Genomic DNA, 15,204 nt, shown 5'->3' with positions numbered 1-15,204 from the left:
ACGGCGATCCCATCGGCGAAACCACCGCCGATGGCAGCGGCAACTGGGGCTTCACTCCTGGAGCGCCGCTGCCCGACGGCACCGTGATCAACGCGGTGGCGCAGGATCTCGCAGGCAATAGCAGCGGCCCGGCCACCACCACGGTGGACGCGGTGGCGCCGCCGGCACCGGTGATCGATCCGAGCAACGGCAGCGTCATCACTGGCACGGCCGAAGCGGGTGCCACGGTGATCCTCACCGATGGCAACGGCGATCCGATCGGGCAGGCTATCGCCGATGGCAGCGGCAACTGGAGCTTCACCCCTGGAGCGCCGCTGCCCGACGGCACCGTGATCAACGCGGTGGCACAGGATCCCGCAGGCAATACCAGCGGCCCGGCCACCACCACGGTGGATGCGGTGGCGCCGCCGGCACCGGTGATCGATCCGAGCAACGGCAGCGTCATCACTGGCACCGCTGAAGCCGGTGCAACAGTGATCCTGACCGATGGCAACGGCGATCCCATCGGCGAAACCACCGCCGATGGCAGCGGCAACTGGAGCTTCACCCCTGGAGCGCCGCTGCCCGATGGCACCGTGATCAACGCGGTGGCACAAGATCCCGCAGGCAATACCAGCGGCCCTGCCACCACCACGGTGGACGCGGTGGCGCCGCCGGCACCGGTGATCGACCCGAGCAACGGCAGTGTCATCACTGGCACGGCCGAAGCGGGTGCCACGGTGATCCTCACCGATGGCAACGGCGATCCGATCGGCGAAACCACCGCCGATGGCAGCGGCAACTGGAGCTTCACCCCTGGAGCGCCGCTGCCCGATGGCACCGTGATCAACGCGGTGGCCCAGGATGCGGCGGGCAACAACAGCGGCCCGGCCACCACCACGGTGGACGCCGTGGCGCCGCCGGCGCCGCTGCTCAGCGTGAGTGCTGACGGTACGCTGCTGAGCGGCACGGCCGAGCCCAACAGCCAGGTCCGGATTGTGGTCAATGGAGACACCGCGAATCCGATCACCGTCAATGTGGATGGCAGCGGCAACTTCAGCCTGCCGTTCGCACCACCGTTGATTGCCGGCGAGCTGATCTCTGCGGTCGCGATCGATCTGGCGGGCAATACCAGCGGTCCGGCGACGATCAATGCCCCCGATCTTGCGCCACCGGACATCAGCGTGCCGGAGGCCGCCGACACGTGGATCAATGCTGCGGAAATCGGCGACGGCATCCAGGTCGACGTGACCGTTCGCCCGACGATGCAGGTCGGGCAGGTCATCACCGTCAGGTTCGCGGGCCAGAACGGCTACGAGGCCGATGCCAGCCACACCCTGACCGCTGCGGACATCGCGGCCGGTTCGGTGACCGTGACCTTGACGCCGCCCGCTGGCATGGGGCCGTTCCCGGAAGGCGCATCGACCATCACCGCCGAAGTCGCCGGTGGCACCGCATCGGCGCCGGAAGCCTTCACCATCGATACGGTTCCACCCGCAACCCCGGTGCTGTCGCTGGTCGGCAATCTGCTGACCATTTCCGCCGAACCCGGCACCGAGTTGACGGTCACGCTGACGGTAGGAGGTGTGACGGCCACGGCGACGGTCACCGCCGACAACAGTGGCCTGGCGTCGCTGAACCTGCTCACCGATCTGGATATCGACTTCACCTGGGACCAGCTGCTCAACGCACAGGTGTCGGTCGTGGGCAGTGATCCGGCTGGCAATCCGAGCAACGTGGCCAGCATCGGCATCGGCACCAGCATCGAACAGCCGGTCACCATCGGCAACTTCGGGGTGGACGTCAGCCTCAATCCTCTCAGTCCGCGCTTTGGCTTCAGTGGCACCACCGAGCCGGATTCGAGCGTTGTGATCCGGGTGATCACGCCCGCGCTGAACGTCGAGCTGCTGCCGATCCAGGCCGATTCCTCCGGCAACTTCTCGCTGAACCTGCTCAGTCCGACCATCCTCAGCCAGCTCGGGTTGAACATCACCGATATCCTCAACCTTGGGTCGCAGATATCCTTCAATCTGGTATCTACCGATTCCAACGGCAACGACAGCGCTGCTTACGGCGTCACGCTGAGTCCGAACGGCCTGTCGTTGAACATCGGTCAGATCGATGTCAACGGTACATCCGGGAATGACGTACTTTCCGGCGCCAACGGCAGTTCCGAGCACATCAACGGCGGCGATGGCAGCGATCTGATCTTCAACGTCGGCAGCGGCGATCACGTGGTCGCCGGCAACGGCGACGACGCGATCCAGATCACCGCCACCAACTTCGTCAGCATCAATGGGGGGGCTGGATTCGACACCCTGATCCTGGCCAATGGCATCGACCTGGACTACAACTCGGCCGGTGTGGGCACGCTCAGCAACATCGAGCGCATCGATCTGGGCACGGGAGATTCGGGCAGCGTGCTCACCCTCACTGCGGCGGAGGTGGCGGCGATCACCGATGGCAACGACACGCTGCAGATCACCGGCGAGAGCAACGATGTGCTGAACGTCATCGGTGCGGTCAACACCGGAACCACCCAGTTGATCAATGGTGTGACCTACGACGTGTACACCTTTGGCAGCACCACGCTGCTGGTGGAGGACAACTCGGTGCAGGTGGTGGCCTGATGCCGCAACGGCGGAGCCGAAGGCGGTGGGCAGGAGGAGCGTTCGCGCTCCTCCTGCTGTGCGGCCTGCCGGCGGGGGCCAGTGCGATGAGTGTGGAGCAGGCTGTGCAGACCGGACTGGCGATCCATCCCCGGGTGCGTGCGGCGCTGAGCGAAGCGGAACGGGCAGGCACCGACGTGAAAATCGCACGGGGGGGCTACTTTCCCGCACTGCAGGTCTCCGGCGGACCGCAGGCCGGACACATGTCCGAGATGGTGTACGACGTCACGCTGTCGCAGATGCTGTTCGACTGGGGCCGGACGCGCAGCCAGGTCGAGGCCGCCAGTGCGACCCAGCGCCGCTATCTGGCAGCGCTGGAGGTCGCCCGGGACGACGCAGCGCTGGATATCATCGAGACCTACCTGGACGTGCTGGTCGCCCGCGAAAGAGTGGTAGCCGTGCGTGACTTCCTGCAGCGGATCGAGGGCGTCCGCGGCATGGCCCGCGACCGCAGCGGCAGCGGCTACGCCGACCGCACCGAGTTGGATCGCGCGCAGCTGGAGTTCGCGCGCGGCCAGGACCAGCTGGCGTTCGAGGAAGGCGCGTTGCGCGATGCCAACAACCAGCTGGCCCTGCTGCTGGGCCGGGATCCTGGCCCGCTGCAGGCGCCGGACCTGCCTGCCGGACAGCGGGCGTGGCAGCGTGACGGCCTGGATGCAGCAATCGAGGCCGCGCCGCTGCTGCGGGAATCGCGCGAGGATGCCGCGGCAGCCGAGGCGGAGCTGGCTGAATCGCGCGCGGCATTGAAGCCACAGCTCAACGTGGAGGCATCGGCGCTGCGCCGCGAGATCGGCGGGCAGATGGAGAACGATTCGGTGGTTTCGCTGCGCCTGCGCATGGATGTCCTGCGCGGCTTCAGCAATTTCCAGCGGCCGGCGGCGGCCCGGCAGCGACTGGAGGCGGCGCAGTGGAGTGCCGACGCCACCCGCCGTGATCTGCGGCGCAAGATGCGCACCTTGTTCGACAACGCCGATGCGCTGGTACTGCGTGAGCAGGCGCTGCAGCAACAGGTGGAGGAGTCCACGCACGTCGGCGGCCTGTATCACGACCAGTTCCAGGTCGGACGCCGCGACATCATCGATCTGCTCAGCGTGCAGCGCGAGCGGATGGAGGCCGAACGCCAGCTGGCAACTCTGCGCATGGAGCGGGTCCGTATCGATTATCGCGCTGCCGCCCAGATCGGGCAGCTGGGTGAGTTGCTTGGAGGGAGGACGCATGCAGACGCCGCGCATTGAATCGACTACCACCGGCAGCGGCAACACGCCGCGCGACCCGCTGCAGGATGGCCTGCTGCTGCTGTGCGAGCGGCTGGGCCGGCCACTGGGTGCTGCCGAGCTGGTTGACGGCATTGCTCTGGAGCAGGGGCGGCTGCCATTGCAGCGGGTGCCACGCGCGCTGCGGCGGGCGGACCTGAACGCGCGCGTGGAGGCCTTCGAGCTGACCGACATCGACGCCTATCTGCTGCCGGTCCTGCTGCTGCTGAACAATGGGAACACGCTGTTGTTGACGGCGATCAGCGATGACCAGGCGCAGGTGGAGGTGCCACAGGCCGAGGGTGGCACACAGGCCATGCCGCTGCAGGCACTGCAGGCGCTGTACAGTGGTACGGCAGTGTTCGCCAAACCGCGCTTCCGCTCGGATGGCCGGGTCGGCGATTTCGCCGCGGGCCGGGGCGAGCACTGGTTCTACGGGCCACTGCGTCAGCTGTGGCGCTCCTATGTCGAGGTCGGGGCCGCCGCATTCGTGGCCAACCTGCTGGCCATCGCGACGGCGATCTTCGCCATGCAGGTCTATGACCGGGTGGTGCCGGTGGCAGCGTTCGACACGCTGTGGGTGCTGGCCAGTGGCGTTGCCCTGGCGGTCATCATCGAAGGGGTGCTGCGCGTCCTGCGCGGGCAGCTGCTGCATGTGCTCGGCAAGCGCATGGACCTGCAGCTGGGAACGCTGCTGTTCGCCCGCGTGCTCGGTACCCGGATCAACGCCAAGCCGGCGTCGATGGGGGCATTCAGTACGCAGGTGCGCGAGTTTGAGGGCGTGCGTGATTTCTTCACCTCGTCCACCGCTGCGCTGCTCAGCGACCTGCCGTTCGTGTTCGTGTTCCTGCTGCTGATCGCGCTGATCGGTGGGCATGTGGTCTGGGTGCCGGTGGTGGCCTGTGTCCTGATGGTGCTGCCGGGCGTGCTCGCGCAGCGCCGGCTGGGTGAGCTGTCGCGGCAGAATCTGCGCGAAGGGGCGATGAAGAACAGCGTGCTGCTGGAGGCCTTTGAACACCTGGAATCAGTGAAGGCCACCCGTGCCGAAGGCCGCAGCCTGAAGCACTGGGAAAGCCTGACGGCGCAGCTGGCGGGAACGGCGTTGAAGACGAGTACGCTCACCGCCAGCCTCAGCCATGGCGCGGCCGTGGTGCAGCAGCTTGCGTATGTGGGTGTGGTCGCCTTCGGTGTCTACCGCATCAATGACGGTGCGATGACCGTGGGCGCACTGGTGGCGTGCTCGATCCTGTCATCGCGGGCGATCGCGCCGCTGGCGCAGGTTGCAGCGGTGCTGGGGCGCTGGCAGCACACCCGCGTCGCCATGGAGGGGCTGGACCAGTTGATGGGCGCCGAGCAGGAGCGCCCACAGGGCGCCCGCTTCGTGCACCGGCCGCGCCTGCAGGGTGCCTACCAGCTGCACGATGTCCGCCTGGCGCTGGGCGAAGGGCCGTGGGTGGTCGACGTGCATGCGCTGTCCATCGCACCTGGGCAGCGGGTGGCGCTGCTGGGCGGCAACGGTGCGGGCAAGTCCAGCCTGCTGCGCGTGCTGTCCGGACTGGTGACGCCGCAGCAGGGACGCCTGTTGCTGGACGACGTGGCGCTGGCACAGATCGATCCCGGTGACCGCGCACGGAACATTGGTTATCTGCCGCAGGACGTGGCGCTGTTCCATGGCAGCCTGCGCGACAACCTCAATCTGGAAGGTGCCGCCTGGCGGGATGAGGAGCTGCTGGAGGCGCTGGACGCGGTGGGCATGGGGCCTTTCGTGCGCGGCAATCCGTTGGGGCTGGACCAGCTGGTGATGGGCAACGGCAGCCTGTCCGGTGGCCAGCGCCAGGCCATCGGCCTGGCCCGGGTGATCCTGCAGGATCCGCCTGTCGTGCTGCTGGATGAGCCCACCGCCGCCTTCGACCAGCAGAGCGAGACCCATGTCATCCAGTTCCTGCAGCGTTGGCTCGGCCAGCGCACGCTGGTACTGACCACCCACAAGCGCAGCATGCTGGCCCTCGTCGAGCGTGCCGTGGTGATGCGCAACGGCAGGATCATCATGGACGGCCCATTGGAGCAGGTGGTGCAGGGCAACCAGGTGCAGCCGATCGCCGCGGTCGCAGGAGGACATCATGGTTGAGCGGCAGAAGCGTTCGCAGCGACTGCGGCGCGAGCTTGCGGATCCACTGCTGGCGTCCACGCATCCCGTGTACCGACCGCTGTTGTGGGTGCTGCTGGCGACGGTGGCCATCGCCGTGGGCTGGGCCGCGCTTGCGCAGCTGGACCAGGTGACCCGTGGCGAGGGCAGGGTGGTGCCGTACAGCCGCATGCAGAAGATCCAGAGCCTGGAAGGCGGCATCCTCGATCGCCTGCTGGTGAAGGAGGGAGACCTGGTCGAAGTGGGCCAGCCGCTGGTGCGGCTGGAGGAAACCCACTTCCGCACCAACTACGAGGAATCGGCCAACCAGTCGCAGGTGCTGCGGGCCGCAATCGCGCGACTGGATGCGGAGGTGCTGGGCAAAGGTGCCATCGAGTTCCCGGACGACATTCCAGCCGGGAGCGCGCTGGCACGTTCGGAGAGGGAGCTGTACCAGTCCCGCCGTGCGACATTGCAGCAGAGTTCGGCAGCCATCGGCCAGCAGCTGTCGATCGCGCGCGACCAGCTGCGGATCGTGCGGCCGCTGGTCGCGCGCAACGCCGTCAGCCAGATGGAAGAGTTGAAGCTGACCCAGGAAATCGCCACGTTGACCGGCAAGCTCAGCGAGTTGCGCAACACCTATTTCCAGGAAGCCTATACCGAACGCTCCAAGCTGAAGGCGGAGTTGTCCGCACTGGAGCCGATCGTGCACCAGCGGCAGGACCAGCTGCGGCGCACCGAGATCCTGTCGCCCGTGCGTGGGCGGGTCAACACGGTGCTGATCAATACCCGCGGTGGCGTGATTCCTCCCGGCGAGCCGATCATGGAGGTGATTCCGGTGGAGGAACGGCTGCTGGTGGAAGCCCGCGTCAAGCCGCGCGACGTCGCGTTCCTGGTGCCGGGCATGCCGGCCAAGGTCAAGATCACCGCCTATGACTACACCATCTACGGCGAACTCAGCGGCACCGTCGAGCAGATCAGTGCCGATACCATCGAGGAGGATACGCCGCGGGGCAAGGAATCGTTCTACCAGGTGCTGATCCGCACCGATGGCAGCCAACTGCGGCGGCACGGCGAGGCCCTGCCGATCATTCCCGGCATGGTGGCGGATGTGGACATCCTGACCGGCAAGCGCAGCGTCCTGAACTACCTGCTGCGACCGTTGATCAAGGCGCGGTTGAACTGAGACCGGGAGTCGGCCGCATGCCATGCAGCTGCGGCAGGGCGGCCTTCATCGCATCGATGAAGGCGCGCAGCCGCGCCGGCTGCTGGCGCGCGGCAGGAAACACCACATGCACCGGCAGGGGCGGCGCTTCCCAGCCCGGCAACAACTGGACCAGACGGCCGTGCGCCAGATCCTCGGCGACCAGCCAGGCCGATACCACCGCCGCACCCAGGCCCGCACGCGCCGCCTGCTGGACCACGAACAGGTTGTCACTGAGCAGGCGCGGCGTGATCGACAGTGTGTGCGGACGCCCGCGTGCGTCGTACAGCAGCAGGCGTTCGCGGTAGTAGGTGACGAGGGAGATCCAGGGCAATGCCTGCGCCTGTGCAGCGGTGGTCACCGCATCGGGATCGACCAGCGAAGGCGCGGCGACCACGATGCGTGGGACTTCGGCCAGCGGCAGCGCGACCATGCGTGGCTCGTCCACCGGGCCGACCCGCACCGCACAGTCGACGCCCTCGGCAATGAAGTCCGGGCGCCGGTCTTCGAGGATCCACTCCAGGCTCAACTGTGGATGCCGGGCGAGGAAGGCGAGCATGGTCGGCAGCAGCTGTGCCTGTCCAAACGCATGCGGCACCATCACACGCAGGCGCCCACGCAGCACGTCGGGTTGTCCCTGCAGTTCGGCCTGGAGCGTTTCCCATTCTTCCACCACCCGCTGCGCGTGCCGCTGGCAGCGCATGCCCTCCTCGGTCAGCTGCAGACCATGCGTGGACCGGTGCAGCAGTCGCAGGCCCAGTTGCCGTTCCAGTGCCTGCAGGCGGCGGCTCACGGTGGGCTGGGTGGTACCCAGCTGCACGGCGGCGGCAGACAGGCTGCCGGCGTCGACGATGCGCAGGAAGGTGCGCAGCAGGTCGAGCCGGTCGGCGCCCGGGGCCATGTCCATCATACGCACCCTGTATGAAAAGTATTCATTTGATCCTACTACAGACGTGAGGCGAATAGGCGCAGGCTACCTCCCGTTCCCTGACTGGAGTTGCTGATGTCCACCCCCATGCTTTCCGTGACCGCCCCGCCGGTCGTGGCTCCTTCCACCTCCCTGGTACTGGCGATGGCGGCCGGTGCCGGGTTTTCGGTGGCATCGCTCTATTACAGCCAGCCGATGCTGGGACTGATCGCCCAGGACCTGTCCGCGGGCGAGCGCGCGGCAGGTCTGGTGCCGACCCTGACCCAGCTCGGCTATGCGCTGGGCATCCTGCTGCTGGCGCCCTTGGGGGATCGTTTCGACCGCCGGTCGCTGATCCTGCTGAAGTCCGCGCTGCTGTCGGTTGCACTTGCCGCAGCGGCCGGGGCGGGGCACCTGCCGGGCCTGCTGATGGCCAGCCTGCTGGTCGGGTTGATGGCAACGCTGGCCCAGGACATCGTGCCTGCCGCTGCGGCGCTGGCACCGGATGCGCAACGCGGGCAGGTGGTCGGACGGGTGATGACCGGTCTGCTGCTGGGCATCCTGCTGTCGCGCGTGGTCAGCGGGATGGTGGCCGAGGCCTGGGGCTGGCGCACCCAGTTCGTGCTGGCGGCCGTGTCCGTGGCGGCGATGGGGGTGGTGATGGCGCGTGCACTGCCCCGCTTCGCACCCACCAGCACCCTGCGCTATCCGGCGCTGCTGGGCTCGTTGCTGTCGCTGTGGCGGGAGCAGCCGCAGCTGCGCCGGGCGGTGGCGAGCCAGTCGTTGCTGGCGGTGGGTTTCAGCGCGTTCTGGTCAACCCTGGCGCTGATGCTGCATGCGCGTCTGGGACTGGGCAGTGCTGCCGCCGGCGCCTTCGGTATTGCCGGTGCGGCGGGCGCGCTGGCGGCGCCGTTCGCCGGTCGCTTCGCCGACAGGCTGGGCAGCCCCGCAGTGGCACGCCTGGCGATCATGGTGGCATTGCTTGGCTTTGCACTGCTGCTCGCCGAATCGTGGCTGCCCGCAGCGGCACTGCTGCCGCTGCTGGTGGCCAGCGCACTGCTGTTCGATTTCGGCTTCCAGTCGGCTTTGGTGGCCCACCAGACACTGGTGTATGGCCTGGCGCCCGCCGCACGCAGCCGTCTCAATGCAGTGCTGTTCACCGGCATGTTCATCGGCATGGCGGCCGGAGGGGCACTTGGCAGCCTGGCATTGGCGCAGTGGGGGTGGCATGGGGTGGCATGGCTGGCGACGCTCTGTGCCGGTGGCAGCCTGCTGATCCGCCTGCGCTGAGCGCTGCGCGCGCAGCCGCGCGTCAATCGTGGCCGCTGTCGTCCAGGCTGATGATGCCGCGGCGCAGGGCCTGGGTGACCGCATGGGTGCGGTCGCCGACGCCCAGCTTGTCCATCAGGCTCTTCATGTGCGCTTTTACCGTCTGCTCCGAGATCTGCATGCGTTCGCCGATGCGCTTGTTCGAGAGTCCGCCGGCAACATGCCGCAGCACCTCGGTTTCGCGCGGCGACAGCCGGTCCTCCACCACGTGCGCGGCGATGCTGGCGGCCACCGCGGGTGGAATAGGCGCACGGCGACCACCGGCCACCATGCGGATGGTATCGATCAGTTCATGGCGCAGCATGTCCTTGAGCAGGTAGGCGCTGGCACCGGCCTGCAGGGCGCGCACCGCGCGCACGTCGCCGCGGTAGGTGGTCAGCACGATGATGCGGGCACGCGGGTCGAGCGCGCGGATCCGCATGATGGCCTCGACACCGTCCAGCCGGGGCATCTGCAGGTCCATCAGCACCACGTCCGGTTGCAGATGCTGGTACTGCGCGATGGCTTCTTCACCGTCGGCAGCTTCGCCCAGCAGCCTCAGGTCCGGCTGGGCGCCGAGCAGGGCCGCCAGGCCGTCGCGCAGCAGCGGGTGGTCATCGACCACCAGCACGCCGATGGGAGGGGAGAGCTCAGTCATGGTCAGGTCTGCTCCAGGGCCAGCGCCAGCGCGACGGCCTTCGGTGATAGAGGCGGCGCGCGGGGACCGACAGCGCCACTTCAGTGCCCAGGCCGGGCCGCGTCCACAGCTTCAGCGCCGCGCCCAGCCGCTGCGCGCGCTCGCGCATGCCCTGCAGCCCCCAGTGGCCGGCACCGGCATGGTCGTCGGCAATGCCAACGCCGTCATCGCGGACATGCAGCAGGAAGCAGCGGGCACCGTAGGACAGCTCGACCTCGATGGCGCTGGCCTGCGCATGCCGCAATGCATTGCGGATCGCCTCGCGGCCGATCAGGAACACCTCCTCGGCAGCATCCGGCTGCAGGCGGGGCGGGGTGCCTTCCACGGTCAGGCGCAGTGGGTTGGTGCCCTGGCCGGCGTACTCAGCGTGCACATCGGCCAGGGCCGAGGCCAGATCACGACCCGCGAAGGGACCGTCGCGCAGGGCGTTGACCCGTTCGCGGCCCTCGGCCAGATTGCGTTCGGCCAGCTGCATCGCCGATTCCAGCTGGCTGCGCACGGTTTCCGGTGTCTGTGGTGACTGGCTGATCGCGTGCAGGCGCAGGATCAGGCCCTGGCTGCCCTGCAGCAGCGTGTCATGCAGGTCACGTGCGATGCGCTCGCGTTCGCCGTTGCGCTCCTGCAGCCGGGCCCGGAACAGCGCGGCCAGCTGTCCGCTGCGGATCCGTACGGCCATCACCAGCACCGCCAGCACCAGCAGCGCGCACAGCAGCTTGAACCAGACCGTCTGCATGAAGGTCGGTGCGATGCGGAAGCTGCGATGCGCCGGCACCCGGCTCCAGATGCCGTCTTCGTTGGCGGCCTCCACCTCGAAGCGGTAGCTGCCGGGGGCCAGGTTGGTGTAGTAGGCGCGGGTGCTGCTGCCGGCGTCCTGCCAGTCCTCGTCGACACCCGACAGTCGATAGCGGTAGCGGTTGCGTTCGGGCCGGGCCAGTGAAAGGGCCACATATTCGATCTGCAGCTGGGTGGTACCAGCGGGCAGGCGCATATTGTCACGCAGTGGTTCGTGCACGTTGCCGTACAGCACATCGCCGATGCGGACGCTCGGCGCCATGCTGTTGACGTGCGCGTGGGTCGTGTCCAGCCATGCCAGGCCCTGGTTGGTGGCCAGCCAGAGCAGCCCGTCACCGGCCAGCACCGCCGTGGAGATCGGACCGCTCTGCAGGGCGACGCCCGGCATGCCGTCCACGGCATCGAACAGGCGCGGCGTCACCGGCAGGCCGGCGCGCAGCGCGTGCCGCAGATGCGCGCTGTCCAGACGCACCAGGCCGCGGCTGCCGTTGAGCCAGAGCCGGCCCTGTGCATCGGCCACCATGCCGGTGATGCCTTCGAGCACGCCCGCAAGGTCGGTGCGTACCGGCATGAAACGTCCGCCGCCCAGGCGTGCGGCCAGGCCCGATTCGCCGGCGACCAGCAACAGATCGCGCTGCCGCAGCAGGGCAGTCACCGGCCCCACTGACAGCCCCTGCGCGGCACCGAAGGTCTCGATCGTGCTATCACCCAGATGACGCAGGCGTCCATCGGCATACCCCAGCAGCAGCTGGCCGTTGTCGTCCATTGCCAGGGAGGAACAGGCCTGCTGGGGCAGGCGCGTTTCGCGCTGCCAACGGCCTTGCGCGTAATGCAGCACGCCGCGCTCGCCGGCACAGACCCAGGCCTGCTCGTCATCGGGAAACAGCAGCGCGTGCAGTGGCTGGCCGGTGAACGGCGCCGGCAGTGCGATCCGTGCGGTCCGGCCGTTACGCGTGCGCGCGAGATTGACCCAGTCGAATTGCCAGATCGGCGTCGGCGCGCCGCGCGCAGCGGCTTTCAGTTGCGCGCCACTGCCGTCGAGCAGCTCCCGGCGCAGGTCATAAGGTGCCAGATCCTCGCCGTAGCCATACACGCGGCCATCGCTGGCACGGACCAGCGAGCGATACGGATCGGCAGGACCGGCCGACAGCGTTTTCACGCTGCGCGCGCGGAAGCGGTTGAGGCCGAGATTGGTGCCGACCCAGATATTGCCTTCGCGGTCGGCCATGATCGGCACGGCCGACGTTGCGGTCAGGCCATCCGGTGAATCGAAACGTTCCATGCGCACGGCGCGCCTGCCATCGAACGTGACCCTGGCGACCCCACCGTGCGGGCTCATCGTCGCCCACAGCGCGCCATCAGCGGTGAACTGCAGCCGCGCAGCGACCAGCTCCGGCAGGCGGCGTGCTTCGCGCTCGTGCTGTGGCAGCACACCCTCCGCGTTGGCCAGCGGCGAGGTGCCGCGCACGCGGTCGGCCAGCCACACCTCGCCCAGCGGGCTCTCCACCAACGTGGCCATCTGCGAGACAGCGATGCCGGTGTCCTCGAAGCGGACGGCACCCGGCGCGCGTTTCCAGATCTTCAGGTCGGCCAGCACCCAGAAGGTATTGCGGCTGTCCTGCAGGACCCACTGCACGCGCCGCTCGGGCAGGCCTGCGCTGGCCGGTGGCGGCCGCCAGCGCTTGCCGTCGAACCAGCGCAGCCCGCCGTTGATGGCGGCCCAGCGGCGCCCCTGCTGGTCGCGGCTGAAGCGCGGCACCACGCCGACCGGAACCCCCTCCGCGCGCCCGAAGTTGCGCAGCTGGCCATTGGCGAACTGGCTGATGCCCGCCTGGAAATAGCCGATCCACAGCGCATCGCCATCGCCGGGCACCAGGGTGACCATGTTGGTGGAGGGAAATCGGCTGCCGGGCGGTGCGGGCTGCCGCTCGAAGCGACGCCCGTCGAAGCGGTACAGCCCGGAGCCGGTGGCCAGCCAGAGCAGGCCGTCGCGATCCTGGGCGATGTCCCAGATATCGCCGGGTGCGCCCTGTCCCACCCGCCAGGCGGTGTGCTCGTAGCCGGGCAGCCCGCTGCTCACTGCCGGGCGCTGCACGGCGTGGGCGGGCAGGGCGATGCACAGCAGCAGGCACATCAGCAACGCCGTCAGGCGACGCAGGGAAGGGAAGGGGCAGCCATGCATGCAGCGCATTCTCGCAGGTGCGGGGCAGGGCGGGGTGACCCGAACGGGGTAGGCGCCTGCCGCGGCACTCGGCTATCACGCCGGCATGGACCACAGAGACTCTCCATGCAGCGCCTGTTCGTGATGTTTCCTGACCGCGGTCCCGGCGCCGGCCTGTTGTGGCTGCGGCTGTGCATGGTCGCAGCGCTGTGCGTGCGCCCGTCCGACGCGGGCTGGCTGACGGCTGCCTGCCTGCTGGTCGCCCTGTCGCTGCTGCTGGGGGTGCTGACGCCGCTGTCGGCGCTGTTGGCCGTGCCGTGCCTGTTCTGGCAGTCCGTGCCGTGGGCCCTGGCGTTGCTGCCGTTGGCCCTGCTGGCACTTGGGCCGGGTGCCTACTCGCTGGACGCGCGGCTGTTCGGACGACGTGTGCTGGAGCGACGGTCTCCCCCATTCGGGTAGGTGCTGCCCTCGTCCGTCGGGGGTAGGGCATCGTGCCGGCGCCCCGCACCATGGGGCACCCCGTCGTGGCACCCCTCCATGGCTACCGTATCCCGCCCTGTTCCGACCGTCGCGGCGCTGCCGCCCCGGCAGGCTGCCGCTCTGCAGCGTGCGCTGCATTACATCGATGAACACCTGTCACAGCCGATGCGGGTCACCGAGCTGGCTGACGCGGCCTGCGTGAGCCGCTTCCATCTGGTGCGGCTGTTCCGCACCGGAACCGGCGCGAGCCCACTGCGCTACGTGCGCCGCCGCCGTATCGAGCGTGCCCGCCAGCTGCTGCCCGTCGTGCAACTGCCGATGTCCTGCCTGGCGCAGCAGCTGGGCTTCTTCGACCAGAGCCATTTCGTCCGCAGCTTCCGCGCGGAGACCGGCTGCAGCCCCGGCCAGTACCTGGCGGGAGATGCAGCCCTGTCCCTTCCCCCTGCCCTTGTTCGCAACGGAGTCCATCCATGAGCCTCGCTACCGCAGTTCCTGCCAAAGGCCTGCTATCGCCCACCGATCACGCACTGGTCCTGATCGATTTCCAGTCGCAGATGGCATTTGCAACCCACACGATCGACATCTCGGCGCTGCGCAACAACGTCGCGCTGATCAGCAAGGGCGCGCAGGGTTTCAATGTGCCTGTGGTGCTGACCACGGTCGCGGAGACCTCGTTCTCCGGCCCGATGTTTCCGGAGCTGCCGGTGATCTTCCCCGGGCAGAAGGTGTTCGATCGTACCTCCATGAACACCTGGGAAGACCAGCCGGTGATCGATGAGATCAATCGCATCGGCAGGCGTCGCCTGGTGATGGCCGGGCTGTGGACCAGCGTGTGCATCGTGGGGCCTGCGCTGTCAGCGCTGGAGCAGGGTTTCCAGGTGTACGTGATCACCGACGCCTGCGGCGATGTCAGCGTGGAAGCACATGAGCGGGCGATCGCCCGCATGGTGCAGGCCGGTGCGGTGCCGATGACCAGCGTGCAGTACCTGCTGGAGCTGCAGCGCGACTGGGCGCGCGGCGAGACCTATGGCCTGACCACCGGCATCGCCCGTGATCACGCGGGCGGTTACGGCATCGGCATCCAGTACGCCAAGACCATGTTCGGCGCCCAGGAAGGCGGGCACTGACCATGGATCCGGGGCTCGACCTGGCGCTGCTGATCCTGCGCGTGGCGGCGGGCGGCTTCCTGCTGCCCCACGCGCTGGGCAAGCTGTTCGGCTGGTTCGGTGGCCCTGGCCTGAGCGGTTTCGCGGCCGAACTGCGTGGCTTCGGCCTGCCGTCGGCGGCGCCTCTGCCATTGCTGCTGGCCGGGCTGCAGGTGCTGTCCGGAATGGCCGTACTGCTGGGCTGGCAGACACGCATCGCTGCGCTGGCCGCAGCGGCGTTCATCGGCTTCACCGTGCTGCTGGCCGTGCCCAAGGGCTGGTTCTGGATGCGCGCCGGCGCCGAGTACCCCCTGATGTGGACCCTCGTCCTGCTGGCCATCGCGCTGGCCGGGCCGGGAGCCTGGGCGCTGGACAGCCCCGTATTTCCCGGAGACATCGCATGAACCATGAGCCACTCGATCCCGGCCGCCGCAGCGTCGTACTGGGCACCGGCGCTGCCGTGGCGCTGGGCCTTGCCGGACAG

The 15,204-nt window shown here is 68.3% G+C and carries 12 protein-coding genes; 9 read left to right on the top strand and 3 right to left on the bottom strand.

What is annotated here, in order from left to right:
* The 4 genes from AC06FB_RS01940 to AC06FB_RS01925 form a co-directional block, all read left to right on the top strand.
* Positions 1-2,609: Ig-like domain-containing protein (locus AC06FB_RS01940; protein WP_478053316.1), on the top strand; the 2,609-nt coding region annotated here is incomplete at its 5' end.
* Between the two features lie 104 nt (positions 2,610-2,713).
* Positions 2,714-3,883, top strand: a complete 1,170-nt coding sequence (locus AC06FB_RS01935) for a TolC family protein (protein WP_231108680.1) — start codon at positions 2,714-2,716, stop codon at positions 3,881-3,883.
* Positions 3,864-6,029, top strand: a complete 2,166-nt coding sequence (locus tag AC06FB_RS01930) for a type I secretion system permease/ATPase (RefSeq protein ID WP_164152513.1) — start codon at positions 3,864-3,866, stop codon at positions 6,027-6,029. Before AC06FB_RS01935 ends, AC06FB_RS01930 begins: the two co-directional genes overlap by 20 nt.
* Entirely contained in the window at positions 6,022-7,212 is a 1,191-nt protein-coding gene (locus AC06FB_RS01925; RefSeq protein ID WP_005414746.1) for a beta-barrel domain-containing protein, read from the top strand. The genes AC06FB_RS01930 and AC06FB_RS01925 overlap by 8 nt, the downstream gene beginning before the upstream one ends.
* On the opposite strand, the gene AC06FB_RS01920 is transcribed toward AC06FB_RS01925, so the two are convergent.
* The gene (locus AC06FB_RS01920; RefSeq protein ID WP_065182966.1) at positions 7,193-8,140 is read right to left on the bottom strand and encodes a LysR family transcriptional regulator; all 948 of its coding nucleotides are present in this window, start codon (positions 8,138-8,140) and stop codon (positions 7,193-7,195) included. The two genes, AC06FB_RS01925 and AC06FB_RS01920, sit on opposite strands and share 20 nt — an antisense overlap.
* 93 nt (positions 8,141-8,233) lie before the next feature.
* Between AC06FB_RS01920 and AC06FB_RS01915 the strand changes: the two genes are divergently transcribed.
* The gene (locus tag AC06FB_RS01915) at positions 8,234-9,427 is read left to right on the top strand and encodes an MFS transporter (RefSeq protein WP_478053315.1); all 1,194 of its coding nucleotides are present in this window, start codon (positions 8,234-8,236) and stop codon (positions 9,425-9,427) included.
* Positions 9,428-9,449: 22 nt separating this feature from the next.
* On the opposite strand, the gene AC06FB_RS01910 is transcribed toward AC06FB_RS01915, so the two are convergent.
* Together AC06FB_RS01910 and AC06FB_RS01905 are read right to left on the bottom strand one after the other, a co-directional pair.
* On the bottom strand, positions 9,450-10,103 hold the full coding sequence (locus AC06FB_RS01910) for a response regulator (RefSeq protein ID WP_065175264.1): 654 nt from the start codon (positions 10,101-10,103) through the stop codon (positions 9,450-9,452).
* On the bottom strand, positions 10,096-13,125 hold the full coding sequence (locus AC06FB_RS01905; protein WP_478053314.1) for a sensor histidine kinase: 3,030 nt from the start codon (positions 13,123-13,125) through the stop codon (positions 10,096-10,098). The genes AC06FB_RS01910 and AC06FB_RS01905 overlap by 8 nt, the downstream gene beginning before the upstream one ends.
* A gap of 96 nt (positions 13,126-13,221) precedes the next feature.
* Here AC06FB_RS01905 and AC06FB_RS01900 point away from each other — a divergent pair, with 96 nt between their 5' ends.
* The 4 genes from AC06FB_RS01900 (at position 13,222) to AC06FB_RS01885 (ending at position 15,124) form a co-directional block, all read left to right on the top strand.
* Positions 13,222-13,554 (top strand): hypothetical protein, encoded by a 333-nt coding sequence (locus tag AC06FB_RS01900; protein ID WP_279941610.1) that lies wholly within the window; start codon positions 13,222-13,224, stop codon positions 13,552-13,554.
* A gap of 78 nt (positions 13,555-13,632) precedes the next feature.
* A complete protein-coding gene (locus AC06FB_RS01895; RefSeq protein WP_065175261.1) occupies positions 13,633-14,049 on the top strand; it encodes a helix-turn-helix transcriptional regulator in 417 nt (138 codons plus the stop codon).
* Positions 14,046-14,702, top strand: coding sequence for a hydrolase (locus AC06FB_RS01890; RefSeq protein ID WP_111185935.1), 657 nt, complete (start codon positions 14,046-14,048; stop codon positions 14,700-14,702). Before AC06FB_RS01895 ends, AC06FB_RS01890 begins: the two co-directional genes overlap by 4 nt.
* 2 nt (positions 14,703-14,704) lie before the next feature.
* The gene (locus AC06FB_RS01885; RefSeq protein ID WP_065182957.1) at positions 14,705-15,124 is read left to right on the top strand and encodes a DoxX family protein; all 420 of its coding nucleotides are present in this window, start codon (positions 14,705-14,707) and stop codon (positions 15,122-15,124) included.
* The last annotated feature ends 80 nt before the right edge of the window (positions 15,125-15,204 follow it).

The sequence above is a fragment of the Stenotrophomonas sp. Steno-C15 genome (assembly GCF_056393265.1).
This window is presented reverse-complemented; position numbering and strand designations above follow the sequence as displayed.